This window comes from Rhodococcus sp. D-46 (assembly GCF_011290655.1).
Lineage (GTDB): Bacteria > Actinomycetota > Actinomycetes > Mycobacteriales > Mycobacteriaceae > Rhodococcus_F > Rhodococcus_F qingshengii.
In genome coordinates this window covers 346,408-363,282 of sequence record NZ_JAANTF010000007.1, presented here as the reverse complement: position 1 = coordinate 363,282, position 16,875 = coordinate 346,408, and the positions used below count along the sequence as shown (strand labels likewise).

Here is a 16,875-nt window from a genome sequence, read left to right as displayed (position 1 = left end):
TCACTCACTGTGGGCATGGTGATGCTCGCCGGGCAGGTCGTCGGGTGTCGCGAACATCTTTCGTTTCTCCCCGTGCAGGCGTGCGCTGATCCACCACGAGAGTTCCACGAGTACAACGCCGATCGCGCCGAGGGTGATCGCGAGCGTCGTCGCAGCGACGTTGCTCGGATCCAGTTTGAAGAACTCGCGGGTGAACGGCAGCGCGAACAGGATGAGGTATCCGGCCACCGACCCGCCGATCAGAACGAGCTTCCACCAGACGTACGGCCGAGCCACGACGGCCAGAACCCACACGGCGATCATGATCAACGTGATGAGCGCACTGGTTCCGGCCTGGATCTTCTGGGTTTCCGTCTGGTCCGGGCCTTGGTAAGCCAATACGTAGGAGATGAACGTGGTGATGCCGATGATCAGGCCCGACGGCAACGCCAGACGCATCACGCGCGAGACGAAACCGGTTCGCGCGCGCTCGTTGTTGGGTGCCAGAGACAAGATGAAGGCCGGGATACCGATCGTGAACCACGCTGCGATCGTGACGTGGCGGGGCAGGAACGGGTACGGCAGCGGTTCGAAGTCGAAGACCTGGGACAGGACGCCGGTGATGCCGATCAGGAACGCAAGCACCACCGAGTAGACGGTCTTGGTCAGGAACAGATTCGACACACGCTCGATGTTGCCGATCACTCGGCGGCCTTCCGCGACGACGTACGGGAGCGTCGCGAACTTGTTGTCCAGCAGCACGATCTGGGCCACGGCTCGGGTAGCCGGGCTGCCCGAACCCATCGAGACTCCGATGTCGGCGTCCTTGAGGGCGAGCACGTCGTTGACGCCGTCACCGGTCATCGCGACGGTATGTCCGCGAGACTGCAAGGCCGCGACCATTTCCCGCTTCTGATCCGGTCGCACTCGACCGAACGTCGTTGCTCCGTCGAGAGTGTCCGCCAGCTTTTCCTGATCGCTCGGCAGCTCTCGCGCGTCGATGGGACGGTCGCCGCCTTCGAGTCCGAGGGATCCGGCAACGGCGCCGACGGAAACCGCGTTGTCGCCGGAAATGACCTTGACCGCGACCTTCTGGCTGGCGAAGTACTCCAACGTCTCCTGGGCGTCCGGGCGCACTTTCTGCTCGAGCACGACCAGAGCTTCGGGGGTGACGGTGCCAGGGGCGTCGGCGTCGTCGACGGGGAGGTCGCTGCTGCCGAGCATGAGGACACGAAGTCCGCTCGAACCCACTTCCTCGGCCTTGCGGGCCATTTCCGAGTCGGGATCGAGCAGCACGTCCGGGGCACCGAGTACCCAGTTGCCGTGACTGCCGTACGACTGGCCGCTCCACTTCTTCGCCGAGGAGAACGGCGCCACCGCTGTCGCTTCGCCCCACCCGGAGTCGTCGGAGAGAGACTCGCGAATCGCCAGGACACTCGCGTTGGGGCGAGGGTCGGACGCGGCCATCGCGCTCAACGCGGACTTGACCGCAGTCTCCCCCGATCCACCCGGTGCGACGTCGACCTCGGACAGGCGCATACCGTTCTCGGTCAGCGTTCCGGTCTTGTCCGCGCACACCACGTCGACACGAGCCAGACCCTCGATCGCCGGCAACTCCTGAACGAGGCACTGGCGCTTGCCCAACCGGATCACACCGACCGCAAATGCAATGGACGTCATGAGCACAAGGCCTTCGGGAACCATCGGAACCAGAGCTGCCACCATGCCGTTGAGTGCCGGTCGGATCGGCAGGCCGATCGTGAAGAGCTGATTGAAGATGATCAGCGCACCCGCCGGAATCATCAGGTAGGTGATGAACTTCAGGATCTTGTCGATGCCGCTGCGCAGTTCGGAATGCACGAGGGTGAACTTGCTCGCCTCTTCGGCCAGCTTGGCCGCGTATGCATCGCCGCCGACCTTGGTGGCGCGGTATGCACCGCTGCCCGCGGCAACAAAACTGCCCGACAACACTTGCTGGCCACTCGCCTTGTGAACCGGATCGGCCTCACCGGTGAGCAGCGATTCGTCGACCTCGAGTGCAGCCGAACTGACCACCTCACCGTCGACGACTATCTGGTCACCGGATCCGAGTTCGATAATGTCGTCGAGCACAACATCTTTGGGCGCCATCGCCACGGCGACGCCGTCACGCCTGACCATGGGCTTGGCCTGACTCACGATGGCCAGAGCGTCGAGCGTGCGCTTGGCGCGGATCTCCTGGATGATGCCGATACCGCTGTTCGCGATGATCAGCAGTCCGAACATACCGTCGATGATCGAACCCGTCGCGAGCACGATCACCAACAACACGGTCAGGATCGCGTTGATGCGAGTGAAGACGTTGCCGCGAATGATGTCCTTGACCGAGCGGGACGCCCGGTCCGGTACATCGTTGGTTTGTCCCGACGCGATCCTTGCTGCAACCTGATCGGCGGTCAGACCGCGGGCGACGTCGACGTCGTCCGGCAATCGCTCAGGCGCTACCGCCACTGCTGTCTCTTCTGAACTGGTGTGCTCGTGAGCCATGGTCAAAGATTACGCACCCGGAGCAACTAATCAGGGTGCGACTCGACAGGCAACCACGTCCGCGACACTTCGCCGCTCAGCCCAGCGGTATCCACCACTTCGACGGCGGTGTCGGTGACAACGCGTCGATCCTGCCGCCCGGCATCGGGACCGACACTGTTGTGCCCGCATCTGCAGCCGACTCGTCGAGGCGAATGATCGGCTCCGACCACGAGTGAAACGCGAGGTTGAACGTCGCCCAGTGAATCGGGACGAAGACACCGCGCGACCCGTCGCCCTTGTTGAGGTCGATGTGCGTCTGCACTGCCTCTTCCGGATTCATGTGGATGTCCGGCCAGCGCACGTCGTACGCACCGACGGGGAGAAGCGTCAGATCGAAAGGCCCATAGGTTTCACCCAGCTGTTCGAAACGTGATGTGTATCCGCTGTCACCACCGAAGAAGACCCGGTGCTTCGGCCCGGCGAATACCCACGACGCCCACTGGGTCGTGTTCCGGACAAGGCCACGACCGGAGAAGTGACGAGCCTCCGTGCACGTGAGGACCAGGTCGCCGATCTTGGTCGACTCGTCCCAGTCCAGTTCCACGATCCGGTTCTCGGGCACCTTCCAGTGCCGCAGGTGCGCACCGATACCGATCGGCACGACGAACGGAGCGGTCTGTGTACGAGTCAGGGTCTTGACCGTAGCCATGTCGAGATGGTCGTAGTGATCGTGAGAGATGACTATCGCATCCACTGCAGGCAGTTCGGTCAAAGCCACCGGAGTGGGGTGCATGCGTGCGGGACCTACTGTGGCCGAGGGTGATACGCGTTCACTCCACACCGGATCGGCGAGAACGCGGTAGCCGTCGACCTCGACGAGAACGCTCGAATGGCCGTACCACGTCACCGCCGCGTCGCCGGCTGCCGCCGGTGCCAGCGGAGTGGCCAACGGAATCGGCTGACGCGGCCGACCCGTCGACCCTCGCGTGGCCATCGACTTGAACATTCCGACATCGGTGCCCGGAACCAGTGTGCTGCTGGGCTCCGAGTTGTGGAACTGGCGGTCCCGGTATCGCGGGGACATCGCCGCATACGGTTGCACCGTGTTTCGCGAGGCCCCGATCTGCGTCGGGATGCCCCATGCGGCTCGCGCCACCCACCCCGTCGCCGCGGCAACAGCAGCAACTCCGAGAACCGTCGTCTTCTTCATTCAGACGAGCGTAGCCACTATCTGCCCTGCGTGCCCGGCGCCTGTTTTCCCTGCAACCAGCTTTACTTACCCTTGAATACGGGAGGGCGGTTCTCGATGCGGGCAGCGCGGGCTTCCTGGACGTCCTCGCTGAGCCAGGCGGCGTGAAGCGCGTCGAGCTGCTCGGGAGACTGCTCCTCCATGGTGCCGTCGTCGTTGAGAACCATCTTCATGTGCCGCAACGACAGCGGTGCGAGATTCGCGATGCGGTGTGCCCATTCCTGAGCGTCGTCGAGGGTTCCGATTTTGTTGGCGAGGCCGCGAGTGAAGGCTTCTTCGGCGCCGATCTGTTCGATGCCGAGCAAAATGGTGCGCGCGGGACCGCCGCCGACCAGCGACGCGAGCCGACGCATCGTCCACTTGTCCACCGAGACACCGAGGGTGGCGGCCGGGATTCCGAAGCGAGCGCTCGGCGCCACGACGCGAAGATCCGACGCGATGGCCAGTTGCGTGCCCGCGCCTATAGCCGGACCGTTGACGGCAGCGATGACGGGGATGGGCGCCGTGTCGATAGAGCGAAGCATCTCGAACAGGCGATCGGTGAAGCCCTCCATGTAGACGTCGCCGGAGAGGTCCGCGCCTGCACAGAACGCCGATCCCTCACCGGTGATGACGACGACGTGCGCGTGCTCGGCTACCGCCGCGTTCATCGCGTCCCGTATTGCGATGCAGAGTTCCGCGCTGAGCGCATTACGACGCTCGTGACGCTGCAACTCGATGGTCACGACGTTGCCGTCACGGGAGAACCCGATCATGTCCGCTCACTTTCGTTTCTGGAAGGCTCGACACAGGGATGTTCCGAGGCGCCGATACCGTCCGCATACTTCTCTGCAGCTAAGTTCTGTACATCAGGAGGTTAGATTACCGATGAGTACAGACGACCTTGCCGCACAGCAACCACACCCGGTTGACGTGGTGGTGATCGGCGCCGGACAGGCCGGACTCTCCGCCGCGTACTACCTGCGCAAGTTCGGAATCGAGCCCGAATCGGGGTTCGTGGTGCTCGATCATGCGTCGGGGCCGGGCGGGGCGTGGCAGTTCCGTTGGCCGAGCCTGACACTGAGCACCGTCAACGGCGTCCATGACCTCCCGGGAATGTCCTTCGCGGAAACCACCGGTACAGACGCCGAACAGGTGCCTGCATCGGTGGCGGTCCCCCACTACTTCGAACTGTACGAAAAGCAATTCGAACTTCCCGTCCACCGCCCGGTACACACGCGAGTGGTGTGTCCGAGGGAAGAGCGCCTGCGGATCGAGACCGACCGGGGAGTATTCGCGACGCGAGGCTTGATCAACGCGACGGGGACCTGGGAGCGGCCCTTCGTCCCCCACTATCGCGGGGCCGAGTCGTTCCGTGGCCGACAATTGCACACGAAGGACTATCGAACCGCTGCCGAGTTCGAAGGCAAACATGTCGTCGTGGTCGGCGGCGGGATCTCGGCTGTCCAACTGCTCGACGAGATCTCACGCGTCACGACCACTACCTGGGTGACGCGGCGCGAACCCGAGTTCCGCGACGAGCCGTTCACGCCGGACATCGGCCGCGCTGCGGTTGCCATGGTCGAAGATCGTGTACGACGCGGCCTGCCACCGGGATCCGTTGTCTCGGTGACCGGCCTCCCGGTAACGCCTGCCATCCGGGCAGCGCGAGAGCGTGGTGTGATGAATCGACTGCCGATGTTCTCCGAAATTCTTCCGAACGGCGTGAAGTGGGCCGACGGTACCGTCGCCGACGCCGATGTCATCTTGTGGTGCACCGGTTTTCGTAGCTCACTCGATCACCTGGCGCCGTTGCACCTGCGCGGACCGGGTGGCGGAATCCCGATGACCGGGCGCCTCGCCACGCAGGTCGAAGCCGACCCTCGCGTGCACCTGGTGGGATACGGACCGTCGTCGTCGACGATCGGAGCCAACCGCGCCGGCCAAGCGGCAGCGCGCGAACTGACCGCGTACCTGGGAATCGGCGAATGAACAGAATCCTTGTTCCGGGCGAAACCTGCTGGCGCATCGAACCGGCGGACAATCTTGCCTGCATCGTCGACGCCGCTGACTACTTTCATCATGCGAAGTCCGCAATGCTGCAAGCTGAAAAGCGAATCATGTTGATCGGCTGGGACTTCGACACGCGCATCAAACTCGAACCAGGCGAGCAGACTCTCGACGGCCCCAACCGGTTGGGAATGTTCCTCCGCTGGCTCGTCCGCGAGAAACCCGACCTCGAAATCCTCGTACTCAAATGGAACATCGGCGCGTTCACCGCAATCGGCCGCGGCATGACTCCCGTCTTCGTGTCCAACTGGCTGACCGACGAGCGCCTACGGTTCGAGATCGACGGCGCCCACCCGGTTGGTGCGGCGCACCATCAGAAAATCATCGTCATCGACGACGCTCTGGCGTTCTGCGGCGGCATCGACATGACTGTGGACCGCTGGGACACCTCGGATCACGTCGACCGAAACGATTATCGAATCACGCCCAGCGGAAGGCGTTACGGCCCTTGGCATGACGCAACCACGGCGGTCGACGGCAATGCGGCTGCGGCCATCGGCGAATTGGCGCGGGCACGCTGGAAATCCGCAACCGGCGAGGATCTGACACCGGTCAAGAGCACTGCGACTCCGTGGCCCGTCAATTTGGCTCCCACCTTGCGGGTGGTCGACGTAGCCGTCGCCAGAACATTGCCGGAACTCGGCGAGCGCGCGGAGGTTCGTGAGATCGAGGCGCTGTATCTCGCGGCCATCGCCGGCGCCGAACACACGCTGTACATCGAAAGCCAGTACCTCGCATCACGCACGCTGGCCGAGGCGATTGCCGCGCGTCTACGTGAGGCCGACGGGCCGGAAATCGTTCTGGTCATTCCCCGCAATGCCGATGGATGGCTCGAACAAAAGGCGATGGACGGGGCACGCCACGACCTGCTGCATTTGCTGTGGTCGGCCGATACCCACGACCGTTTCGGTGCGTTTTATCCCGTGACCTCTTCTGGCGCACCTATTTACGTACACGCCAAGGTTCTCGTGATGGACGATCGGCTCCTGCGAATCGGGTCGTCGAATCTCAACAACCGTTCGATGGGCTTCGACACCGAGTGCGACATCGCCGTCGAATCCGACGACGACGCAGATGTCGAGTTGCGCGCCTCGATCATCGGATTGAGGCGCCGGCTACTCAGCGAGCACCTCGACGTCACCGAGGAAGAAGTCGACGACGCGTCGGGTGAGCAGTCACTGTTGTCGACGGTTCGCGCTCTCTCGACCTCCGACGCTCGCAGTCTGCGCGAATTCGACCGGAACACAGTCGACGGCGAAGACCACGTGCTCGCTGAAAATGCACTGATGGATCCCGAGCGCACGCCGCCCAGACTGAGCGATCGAATCGAAGGATTGCGCCGCCTGCTCGGCAAACGCTGAGACTCTAGAACACGCGCACGCAGTGCCCGGTTGCCAGCGCGAGTTCGACGAGCGTTGCACCGTGAACACTCGGGACGAGCGCGAGGAGAAACGTATCGCTGTCGCTGTCGAGCCAGGCAAGTGAAACGCCCGTATCGGTGATGTTGTCGCCGATACGGGCGAGAAGCGATTCGAGTCCAGCAGCTCGATCGAAGGCCACGACAAGACTGTCCGCCCACTCCCACGATCCCGCCGGCGCCGACGTGAGCACTCGCAGCTGACCCAGAACCTCGGCAGCATCCTCGTTCCAGTCCACCCAGACCAGGCGTTCTTGTTCGTGCAATGCGTCGACGAGAGCAAACCACGCCATTTCCGGGTGTGGCTTCTCGAGCGTCTGTGAGTACAACTCGTTCTGCACTTCGACATACCGTTCCGGTTGGTCGATCGCGAGAGTCACACGATCGATGACAACAGCGCTGTCAGGGGCGAGCAGTTCGGCGATCGCGCGCAACACGTCGCGAGCAGTTCCACTCACTATGGCTCCAAGTTCAATTCGGTCATCGGTGCGGTTTCCACATTCTGACATGCGTGTGCACCTCGTTCGGACGTGTCCTCGATGTCGGGACACGAGCCAGATGCTTGCCGTGAATTCCACGAATTCCCGGGCAGCACCGCTCGCCGAGCTACCAAATTGGACTTTCCGGCTATCCCATTCGCCGCACTTGTCCGTTTACCCTTTCACCTGGCCTTACAATCCGGATATAGTCATCGGCGATCCGAGAAGCCAACTGGGATGTAGCGAGCCAGCGAACAGTCTGTTACCGTTCAGCTAACTACCCCTTCTGGTCAAACCGGATCGAAGGGGTTCGGGCAATGACCCACGGGGGGTTGACGTGAAGGGGCCATGTTCCGCATGAAACACGATTCACACACGACAACCTCTTGGTGGTCGATCGGCGAATGGCGCCTGGGATGGAAGGTCATCGCCGTTCTCGCATTGCCGATGATCGTCGCCGTCGTCCTCGGAGCCCTTCGCGTTCAGACGGAACTCGAAGAAGCCGCACAGCTGAGTTCCTCGTCCGAGCGCGCCCTCGCTGTGCCCGCCGCGATCAATCTCGAATCCGCGCTGTACGAGCTCGCCGAAGCCGCATCGGCACGCGCTGACACCGGCCCCGCCACACAAGCGGTTTCGGACGCAATGGATCAACTGGTCGACGCCGCGCGCGCGTTCCAGTCCGACGACGATCTCAACGACCAAGTGACTTCGGCGCTCGCAGAGAGCCGTTCCATCACGGAGGAGGTCGCCGCCGGCGCGGTGGCTCCCGCACGCTTGGTTTCGCGGGTCGGCGAAGTCTCTCGCGCACTCTCGAGCACCTTCACCAGCGTCGTCGAGCATTCTCAGCGTCCGGCGCTGCGCGAAGAGGGTGGCCGACTCTCAGCACTCTGGGATGCGCGACGAGCACTGGCCGAACAACGAATCCTCTTCGGGTCAGGTGATCCGGACCAGCAGGCTCGTACCTCGATGGTCAGTGCCGCCGGTGCCGAACTGGTCGCTCTGAACAACATTCTCGCCATCGACGGGAGCAACGACACCGTCCGGACCCTCAGCAACTCTGCTCAGAACCGGATCAACGCACTCGGATCAACCCCGTCGACCTCTCCTCTGGGGAGCCGCGTCGGTACCGATCTGAAATCCGGAAACGACCAGTACAACAGCCTGACCGACACCACCGTCACCGAGTTCGGCGATACCGTCACCGCTGAATCCAATGCAGCACGAACCGCAGCACTTCGTGACACTGCAATCGTGCTCGGCGCGGTCCTGCTGGCACTGGCCATCGCCCTCGTCATCAGCCGATCGCTCATCGATCCGATCCGTCGGCTGCGATTTGCCGCATTGCAAGCAGCACGACGCGGACTCCCCGACGCGATCGAACGAATTCGCGCAGGTGCCAGTATCGACGACGTCGACTTCGCCCGTGTACCGATCCGCACCCACGAGGAAATCGGCGAGCTTGCACGCGCGGTGGACGACATGCACGGTCAGGCCATCACGCTGGCCGGCGAGCAGGCCACCCTGCGGCGCCAGGTCAACGACATGTTCGAAACGCTGTCGAGGCGTAACAAGTCCCTCGTCGACCAGCAACTCGGTTTGATCGAACAGTTGGAGCAGGACGAAGACGACCCTCGTCGCCTCGAGAATCTGTTCCGGCTCGACCACATCGCCGCGAGAATGCGTAGAAACGGCGACAACTTGTTGGTTCTCGCCGGAACCGATGTACGCCGCGCCAGAACCGCCTCCGTCGCTCTCGGCGATATCCTTCGTGCGGCGGTATCAGGCGTCGAGGAATATCGACGCGTCGAACTCGGGCAGATACCGCCCGGAGTCGTCACCGGTCATGCTGCCCCGGACGTCGTTCACCTCATCGCTGAACTGCTCGACAATTCTCTGCGGTACTCCCCACCGGAGACCACCGTCTCCATCAACGCTGCCCGCACCATCGACGGCTCCATGATCGTCGAGATCGCAGATCTCGGTATCGGCATGTCGCCTGCCGATATCCTCGATGCCAACGAGCGCCTCGCCGCCGGCGGCGAGATGAGCGCGGATACAGCGCGTCGCATGGGTTTGTTCGTCGTGAGCCGAATCAGTCGTCGCTACAACATCTCTGTGCGCCTGCGCCCGACGGCAACGTCGTCGACGCACAGCGGCATCACCGCAACGGTGCTCCTACCGACGTCGATACTCGATTCTTCTCGGGGACCCGAGATCCGCACGCCGCGAACCGGACCCGTGCCCACGCTCGATCGGACTCCGCCGCCCGCACCGTCTGAACCGTCCTGGTCAAAGCCCGTCCCGACCGAATTGGCACCCCCGCAGCCTGCGACCAGAAGTTTCGCAGATCTCCCGCGTCGAACGCCCAGCAACAGCACCGACCGGACTGAGACGTTCGCCCCGATCACACCGCAATCCATTCCCACGACAACAGCGCCTTCGGGGTTGCCACGTCGCACTCCGGGCACAAGTGGAGTACCGGCGGTCAGTACCTCGACTCCGACCACTGCTGCACCCGCCACCTCCGTGTCGTCCTTCGCTCCTCTGCCCGATCCCGAAGGCACAAGCGCATCGACGTCCCTTCCCGTGCGTACTCCTTCGCCGGAATTCACCTCGCCGGCACAGGGTCCCGAGATCCCGGTGGGTCCACACCCGTCGACAACCCCGCCGCCACGGCACCGGCTCTCAGCCCCGACGCCGACAAATACTGCGGCGTTCTTCTCCTCGCGCACCCGTGACGGGCTCTCTGCTCGCGCATCGGCGCGCGCTGACGGCGCGGGAGACGGCAACTCGAACGGCGTACTCGCTGCCCCGACCACGATGCCGATTTTCGCCCGGATGGTGTCCGAGTGGCTCGTGGACCCGACGGCGGAGACGTCAGCTGCTTCCACCGGCAGTGCGTGGACCACCGACGCGGATCAAGGCTGGCTGGCCGCTCGGACCTCGTTCGAGATGCCGGTCACCAAGATCGCCGATTCCGGACTTCCCATTCGAGACCGCGGAGCCCGCCTGGTTCCCGGCGCAGTCGGGAGAGGTGGAACGACACAGCGCCATGCATCCAATCCGGCGGACGTCCAACGTGGTTGGAGCAGTTACCAATCCGGAGTACAACGAGGGCGTCGGCGCGCTGCCGACCATCAGCTCGATGGCGGACAGTCTTTCGAATCGTCCACGATGTTGCACAACGATGAAGGAGAACAGTGAACACTGTCGGAGCCCAAGAGACTCCCCGCGCACTCGACTGGCTGGTATCGGCTTTTGCCCGAGACGTGCCGGGTGTGAGTCACGCGATCATCGTCTCAGCCGACGGGTTGTTGACGGCCTCGAGCACACATCTTCCGCTCGATCGGGCCGATCAATTAGCCGCTGTCACTTCCGGACTCGCCAGCCTGTCCGCGGGGGCGTCACGCCTCTTCGACGGTGGAGCCGTCATGCAGTCCGTCGTCGAGATGGAGAACGGCTACCTGCTTCTCATGGGCGTCGGTAGTGGCGCTTACCTTGCCGCTCTCGCTGTCGCCGGATGCGACATCGGCCAGATCGGTTACGAAATGGCGACTCTCGTCGATCGCGTCGGCACCACCATGGACATTGCCCCGAGAACATCGCCGGGTATTTGAGTTCGATGCCTCACCATCAATCCGAGTACGACGACGCCGAACCGAGCTTGGTCCGGCCGTACGCGCTCACCGAAGGTCGGACCCTGCCGTCCATCGACCTCCCACTCGAAGCGATCATCGCGACGATCGAAGACGTGGTCTCGAACAATCTTGCACCGCAGGATATTCGTGCATCGATCGTCGCACTCTGCGAGCAGCGGATCTCGGTTGCCGAGATCGCTGCCCACCTGGGTGTTCCGATCGGAGTCGTGCGGGTACTGGTCGCCGACCTCGTAGTAGCCGGATCACTGGAAATACATGCCACTCTGCGAAGCGACGCATCTCGAGTCGAGCGACGCGAACTGATCGAAAGGACCCTCAGTGGACTTCGGGCACTCTGACTCATCGTCTCGCGTGAAATCGACAAAAATCGTGATCGCCGGGGGTTTCGGTGTTGGCAAGACAACACTTGTGGGGACCGTCTCCGAAATCGTCCCCCTTCGCACGGAGGCCATGGTCACCGACGCCAGCGACGGTATCGACAATCTCGGATCCACTCCCGACAAGAGCACCACGACGGTCGCGATGGACTTCGGGCGCATCACTCTCGCCGACGACCTGGTCCTCTATCTGTTCGGAACCCCGGGACAGCGCCGCTTCTGGTTCATGTGGGACGACCTGATCACCGGTGCGATCGGTGCGGTCATTCTGGTCGACACGCGTCGCCTGGAAGACAGCTTCGCCGCAGTCGACTTCTTCGAGGCGCGAGGCCTCCCGTTCATCGTGGCGGTCAACCGTTTCGACGGCGCACCAATCCATTCGGCGAGCGATCTCCGCCAGGCGTTGGCTCTACCCAACCGGGTTCCCATGATCGAGATCGACGCCCGAAACCGCGAATCAGCCAAACGCGCGCTGATCGCCGTCACCGAATACTCCCTCGAACGACTTGCAGCTGAAGCAGTCGTCTAGATGAATCACCAGATGCGAATCGTCGCCGAAAGGAACTGGCATGTCGGATGAAATGCACCATTTCTCGATGGGAATCTGGCTGCTCGGACTCGCCTACGTCGTGTCCGTGGTCGGGTCGGTAGTCGGCCTGGCGTGCACCAGGCATTCAGCGTCGGCGACGACAACCGCCACACGCATGCGATGGCTCGCCATGGCTGCCTTGTCGATCGGTGGCGTCGCCATCTGGCTCATGCATTTCATCGCCATGCTCGGCTTCGCGGTCCCCGGCAGTCCCATTCGATACAACCTCGGATGGACCGTGATCTCCGCGATCATCTCAGTAGGGGCCGTGTTTGTCGGCCTGCTGATCATCGGGACCGAATTTCGCTGGACGCGGCTTCTGATCGGGGGCGTGGTAACCGGTCTCGCCGTGAACATCATGCATTACACGGGTATGCGCGCCTTGCGCTTTCAGGGCGAGATCCACTACGACCTGCTCTTCGTTGCACTGTCGGTTCTCATCGCAGTCGTCGCCGGAACCGCTGCACTGTGGTTCACCATGGTGCTCGAGTCCACGATTCTGCGTTTTGTCGCCGGAATCATCATGGGCATCGCCGTCGTCGGTATGCACTACACCGGAATGGCCGCTGTCGAGGTTGTTCACGACGCGGCAGCCCCGGCGCCACAGGGACTCGAAGTGTTCTCGTTCCTCTTCCCTGTCTTCGTTCTCGGCCTGCTGGCGTTGGCAGTTCCGATTGTCGCAGTGCTGACAGCACCCAACCGTGCGACGGCACGAATGGAATCCGCCGCCGACGATCTGGCGTTCGAAGCACGAGAGTTCGCGATCTCGAACTGAGCAGAGTACGGGGCGAGTTCACGTAAATCGACAACGCCCCGTACATTTCGGGGATGGTGGATGCCGGACACAACCCCCAGCCATCGACCCGCGCAACGCTGGTCGTGATCGGTGGTTTGCCGGCCACCGGCAAGTCGACGATCGCGCGGGCGCTTGCGCAGCGTCACCAAATCCCCTTCGTGCGGATCGATACCATCGAACAGGCGCTGATCCGCAGCGGTATCGCTGACGCGTCCGGGACCGCCGGATACATCACCGGATACGCGCTCGCCGCCGAACAATTGCGACTGGGACTTTCGGTCGTGGTCGAATGCGTCAACCCCGTCGAGGCGACACGAAACGCCTGGTCCGCTACCGCACAACATAATTCGGCGCGCCTGCTCGGTGTCGAGGTCATCTGTTCGGATCCCGACGAGCATCGCAGACGCGCTGAACGGCGAGTCGTCGACATCCCGGATCTCGTACTACCGACGTGGCAGGAAATTCTGGATCGAGACTACGAGCCGTGGACTACGGAACGGCTGGTGCTCGACACCGCAATCATGGACCGCGACAGTGCAGTACGACGCATCACAGCCAAGATGCTGTAGCGTGCGAGCTGCTCACAAGGTGAGAACGAAGAATGCGCTGTTCGGGTCTTCGCGGTAGTTCCCGAACGGTGGACAAGGCACGAACCCGAATTTCGCGTACAACCGGCGAGCTGGATCGAAGAACTCTTGCGTACCGGTCTCCAATTCGAGTTGCCGGTAACCTCGCTGTCTCGACTCGTCCACGACGTGTTGAAGAAGTCGCGTTCCCACGCCACGCCCCCTTGCTGCCGATGACGTTCGCATCGACTTGATCTCGCCGCCCGCCGACGACCGTTCCTTGAGTGCGACGCAACCGAGTAACTCGTCACCTTCGCTCCACAGCGTCCACATGGTCACAGAGCTATCCATCAGCCCCGTGACGTCCAGCGCGTGAACGCTGTCCGCGGGCGAGGTCGCGTGCATGTCGGCGAGATGTTCGGTGAGTAGAGCACGGACCGCATCCCGACTCAGGTCGTCAATTTCGATTCGCACAGATCCTCACTGTCCTCTTCGCTTCCGGCAGTACCGAATGAAAGTATGACTGTCCTTCACTTCGCCGAAGGCCTGGCCCGAACGTGGATGCGTTCTCCTTGGGGGCCGAACAGACTCAGTACCTCGACCGGGCCGCGCCCGTCACTGCCGAACCAATGCGGGTTTCGGGTGTCGAATTCAGCAGCTTCACCCGTACCCATCACGATGTCGTGATCGGCCAACACCAACCGCAACCTCCCCGACAGCACGTACAGCCATTCGTAGCCGTCGTGCACTTGGGGATCCGGTTCCGTCTGGCTTGCCGGGATGGTCATCTTGAATGCCTGCAACCCACCCGGTTGCCGAGTCAGCGGCAATACCGTTCGCCCACTGACGCTTCGAGGCGCACTCTGGATGCGTGGATCGGCGACCTGCGGTGCCGCCACCAGTTGGTCCAACGGCACTTGGTGGGCAAGCGCGATCGGAAGCAGCAACTCCAAGCTCGGGCGACGCTCCCCCGCTTCGAGCCTCGACAGGGTGCTCTTCGAAATACCGGTGGACTCGGACAGCGCTGTGAGCGTGACGTTCCTCTGTGTACGAATGCGTTTGAGGCGCGCGCCGATCTGCGAGATGGCGGCATCGATGTGCGGACCGTTGACATTCATGGTGCCGAGTCTGACGACGATTCCCAGAAATGGCAACATTAGTTGCTGATGAACCTCCTCCGCGAGCAATCTGTGCTCATGCGAACACACACTGAAACTGAGATCCTCGACGCCGTGATCGTCGGCGGTGGCGCCGCCGGACTCAGCGCAGCCCTGGTGTTGGGTCGTGCTCGGCGCTCGGTCGCCGTCATCGATTCCAGCAAACCGCGCAACGCACCGGCAGCACACATGCACGGCTTCCTCTCGCGCGACGGCATGGCGCCACGTGAGTTGCTCGCCGTCGGACGCAGCGAATTGCAGACGTACGGAGTGGAATTGACACAAGATGACGTAGTCGACATCTCCTGGTGCGGTATCGAACCCGGCTTTGTCGTCGAACTTTCAGGAGGCACGACGCTCGAAACTCGTACTGTGCTGGTTGCCACCGGCCTACGGGATTCACTCCCGAAAATACCAGGCATCCAGGAGCTTTGGGGGCAAAGCGTGCTCCATTGCCCGTACTGCCATGCGTACGAGATCAGCGACCAACCGATCGGCGTTCTCGGCGGCGACGCTCGCGAGATGTCACTTCACCAGGCGTTTCTACTCCGACAGTGGTCGTCGGATGTGACGTTCTTCCCCGACAAGATCTCGCTCACCCCCGACGAACGCGCGCGACTGGCTGCCCGAGGAGTGACGGTTGCCGACGGATCGGTATCTGGATTGATCGGCGAGAGAGGCGAACTGAGGGCCGTCGAACTCGACAACGGCCAACTTGTTGCGCGCTCAGAACTGTTCGTTGCGCCGCGTTTCGTTCCGAACGACGCACATCTGACGCGACTCGGCTGCAAAACCAGCCCCACGGGATTCGTGGCTGTCGATCGTTCCGGCGCCACCAGTGTTCCTGGTATCTGGGGCGCCGGCAACGTCGTCGACCCTCGCGCTCAGGTAATCAATGCTGCGGCTGCAGGTTCGACCGCGGCAATCGCGATCAACGGATATCTGGTCGAGCAAGATGTCGAATCGGCTCTTCGTTCGACCGAGCCGGAAGGGGGCTTCTCGGCGACCGTGGAGCAACGCGTCTGCGAGTTGAACGGCGGCAGCGCCCTCCACAGCTTGTGACCGAGGCGTCTACGTCGCGGGGCCGCCGTGCAACTTCTCGTAGGCGGCCTTCTCGGCGTCGTGGCGCGAGATCTTCTTCGGGTTCTCGAGGTCGGAAGGCAAACCGTGACGCTCGAGGCGGCGCGACCTGTTCTGAGCCATGTAGGAGACCGAATAGAACAGTGCCAGAAGCACTCCGAGCAGCACCATCGATGCCCGCAGGGCCCACGGCCCGGGGAAGAGCATGAAGGCCGCGAAGACGGGAATGAACGGCACCATGCTTCGGATCAGGTGACGCGGCACGGCCCAGTCACCGATCAGGTCGTTTCGTACCCAGTCCTGCATCGAATCGGGCAGCTTGCGCCCCACTGAATAACCCAACCACTGAAGAGGATTCGGGCTCGTACGTTGCTTTTTGGAAGTCACGGAAGTCACCTGTTCGGTACGCATCGACGGTACTGACGCAGTCATCACGTTTCTTTCGGATGCAGTCATCACATTTCTCTCATTGGTCCAAGGCTCCGGCGCGGAGCGCGGCCTCGTTGACCCGCGTCAGAACGTTGTGGAGTTCTTCGAGTTCGGCGAGGCTGACGCCGAGCTTCGCGACAACCGCCGGCGGGATCTTCTCCGCCTCCGCGCGCAGTGCCACACCGGCTTCGGTGAGGTCCACGTCCAGTTGCCGTTCGTCGGCGCGGCTACGGGTTCGCGTGATCAGCCCGGACGCCTCGAGTCGCTTGAGGAGCGGCGACAGCGTCGGCGAATCGAGTTGCAGTGCCTGCCCGATTTCCTTGACCGCCATCGGCGACTTTCCCCACAGTGCCAGCATCACCAGGTACTGGGGATGCGTGAGGCCCATCGGCTCGAGCAGTGGCCGGTAGACGGACAGCACCGCCCGGTTCGCGACCGCAAGTGCAAAGCACACCTGCCGGTCGAGAGCCAGCGGATCATCCATCTGCGTCTGCGGAGCCTTCGTCGTCATGAATCCGATGTTATCAGATTAATTAGTGCA

At 62.7% G+C, this 16,875-nt stretch carries 17 protein-coding genes; 9 read left to right on the top strand and 8 right to left on the bottom strand.

Annotated elements, in window-relative coordinates; genetic code table 11:
* From G9U53_RS20065 to G9U53_RS20055, 3 genes are all read right to left on the bottom strand, one after another.
* Window positions 1-2,505 (bottom strand): cation-translocating P-type ATPase, encoded by a 2,505-nt coding sequence (locus G9U53_RS20065; protein WP_003940410.1) that lies wholly within the window; start codon window positions 2,503-2,505, stop codon window positions 1-3.
* A gap of 76 nt (window positions 2,506-2,581) precedes the next feature.
* Window positions 2,582-3,697: an MBL fold metallo-hydrolase gene (locus G9U53_RS20060; protein WP_030534946.1), complete on the bottom strand. Its 1,116-nt coding sequence runs from the start codon at window positions 3,695-3,697 to the stop codon at window positions 2,582-2,584.
* Between the two features lie 62 nt (window positions 3,698-3,759).
* On the bottom strand, window positions 3,760-4,491 hold the full coding sequence (locus tag G9U53_RS20055) for an enoyl-CoA hydratase (RefSeq protein ID WP_003940192.1): 732 nt from the start codon (window positions 4,489-4,491) through the stop codon (window positions 3,760-3,762).
* A 112-nt stretch (window positions 4,492-4,603) separates the two neighbouring features.
* Between G9U53_RS20055 and G9U53_RS20050 the strand changes: the two genes are divergently transcribed.
* Window positions 4,604-5,707 (top strand): NAD(P)-binding domain-containing protein, encoded by a 1,104-nt coding sequence (locus G9U53_RS20050; RefSeq protein ID WP_083056939.1) that lies wholly within the window; start codon window positions 4,604-4,606, stop codon window positions 5,705-5,707.
* Complete coding sequence (locus G9U53_RS20045) at window positions 5,704-7,146, top strand: phospholipase D-like domain-containing protein (RefSeq protein WP_063315929.1); 1,443 nt, start codon at window positions 5,704-5,706, stop codon at window positions 7,144-7,146. Before G9U53_RS20050 ends, G9U53_RS20045 begins: the two co-directional genes overlap by 4 nt.
* Before the next feature lie 4 nt (window positions 7,147-7,150).
* Here G9U53_RS20045 and G9U53_RS20040 read toward each other — a convergent pair whose 3' ends face one another.
* Entirely contained in the window at window positions 7,151-7,660 is a 510-nt protein-coding gene (locus G9U53_RS20040; protein WP_083056934.1) for a hypothetical protein, read from the bottom strand.
* Between the two features lie 378 nt (window positions 7,661-8,038).
* Here G9U53_RS20040 and G9U53_RS20035 point away from each other — a divergent pair, with 378 nt between their 5' ends.
* The 6 genes from G9U53_RS20035 to G9U53_RS20010 are packed head-to-tail and all read left to right on the top strand — an operon-like array spanning window position 8,039 to window position 13,671.
* The gene (locus G9U53_RS20035; protein WP_242692601.1) at window positions 8,039-10,885 is read left to right on the top strand and encodes an ATP-binding protein; all 2,847 of its coding nucleotides are present in this window, start codon (window positions 8,039-8,041) and stop codon (window positions 10,883-10,885) included.
* Window positions 10,882-11,298, top strand: coding sequence for a roadblock/LC7 domain-containing protein (locus tag G9U53_RS20030; protein ID WP_083056930.1), 417 nt, complete (start codon window positions 10,882-10,884; stop codon window positions 11,296-11,298). The genes G9U53_RS20035 and G9U53_RS20030 overlap by 4 nt, the downstream gene beginning before the upstream one ends.
* Window positions 11,299-11,303: 5 nt before the next feature.
* Complete coding sequence (locus tag G9U53_RS20025) at window positions 11,304-11,678, top strand: DUF742 domain-containing protein (protein WP_003939996.1); 375 nt, start codon at window positions 11,304-11,306, stop codon at window positions 11,676-11,678.
* Window positions 11,659-12,246 carry an ATP/GTP-binding protein gene (locus tag G9U53_RS20020; RefSeq protein ID WP_003940118.1) on the top strand — a complete coding sequence of 196 codons (588 nt, stop codon included), beginning with the start codon at window positions 11,659-11,661 and terminating at the stop codon, window positions 12,244-12,246. Before G9U53_RS20025 ends, G9U53_RS20020 begins: the two co-directional genes overlap by 20 nt.
* A gap of 40 nt (window positions 12,247-12,286) precedes the next feature.
* A complete protein-coding gene (locus tag G9U53_RS20015; RefSeq protein WP_003939865.1) occupies window positions 12,287-13,081 on the top strand; it encodes an MHYT domain-containing protein in 795 nt (264 codons plus the stop codon).
* A 53-nt stretch (window positions 13,082-13,134) separates the two neighbouring features.
* On the top strand, window positions 13,135-13,671 hold the full coding sequence (locus G9U53_RS20010; RefSeq protein WP_083056926.1) for an AAA family ATPase: 537 nt from the start codon (window positions 13,135-13,137) through the stop codon (window positions 13,669-13,671).
* Window positions 13,672-13,683: 12 nt separating this feature from the next.
* On the opposite strand, the gene G9U53_RS20005 is transcribed toward G9U53_RS20010, so the two are convergent.
* Entirely contained in the window at window positions 13,684-14,142 is a 459-nt protein-coding gene (locus G9U53_RS20005) for a GNAT family N-acetyltransferase (protein ID WP_042451126.1), read from the bottom strand.
* 56 nt (window positions 14,143-14,198) lie between these two features.
* Window positions 14,199-14,825 (bottom strand): XRE family transcriptional regulator, encoded by a 627-nt coding sequence (locus tag G9U53_RS20000; protein ID WP_007727793.1) that lies wholly within the window; start codon window positions 14,823-14,825, stop codon window positions 14,199-14,201.
* Between the two features lie 39 nt (window positions 14,826-14,864).
* Between G9U53_RS20000 and G9U53_RS19995 the strand changes: the two genes are divergently transcribed.
* A complete protein-coding gene (locus G9U53_RS19995) occupies window positions 14,865-15,887 on the top strand; it encodes an NAD(P)/FAD-dependent oxidoreductase (RefSeq protein ID WP_242430702.1) in 1,023 nt (340 codons plus the stop codon).
* A gap of 9 nt (window positions 15,888-15,896) precedes the next feature.
* Here the strand turns inward: G9U53_RS19995 and G9U53_RS19990 are convergent, their stop codons facing one another.
* Both G9U53_RS19990 and G9U53_RS19985 read right to left on the bottom strand, forming a co-directional pair.
* Window positions 15,897-16,337 (bottom strand): DUF5313 family protein, encoded by a 441-nt coding sequence (locus G9U53_RS19990; protein WP_223304421.1) that lies wholly within the window; start codon window positions 16,335-16,337, stop codon window positions 15,897-15,899.
* A 34-nt stretch (window positions 16,338-16,371) separates the two neighbouring features.
* Window positions 16,372-16,845, bottom strand: a complete 474-nt coding sequence (locus G9U53_RS19985) for a MarR family transcriptional regulator (protein ID WP_003939892.1) — start codon at window positions 16,843-16,845, stop codon at window positions 16,372-16,374.
* Between the last annotated feature and the right edge of the window lie 30 nt (window positions 16,846-16,875).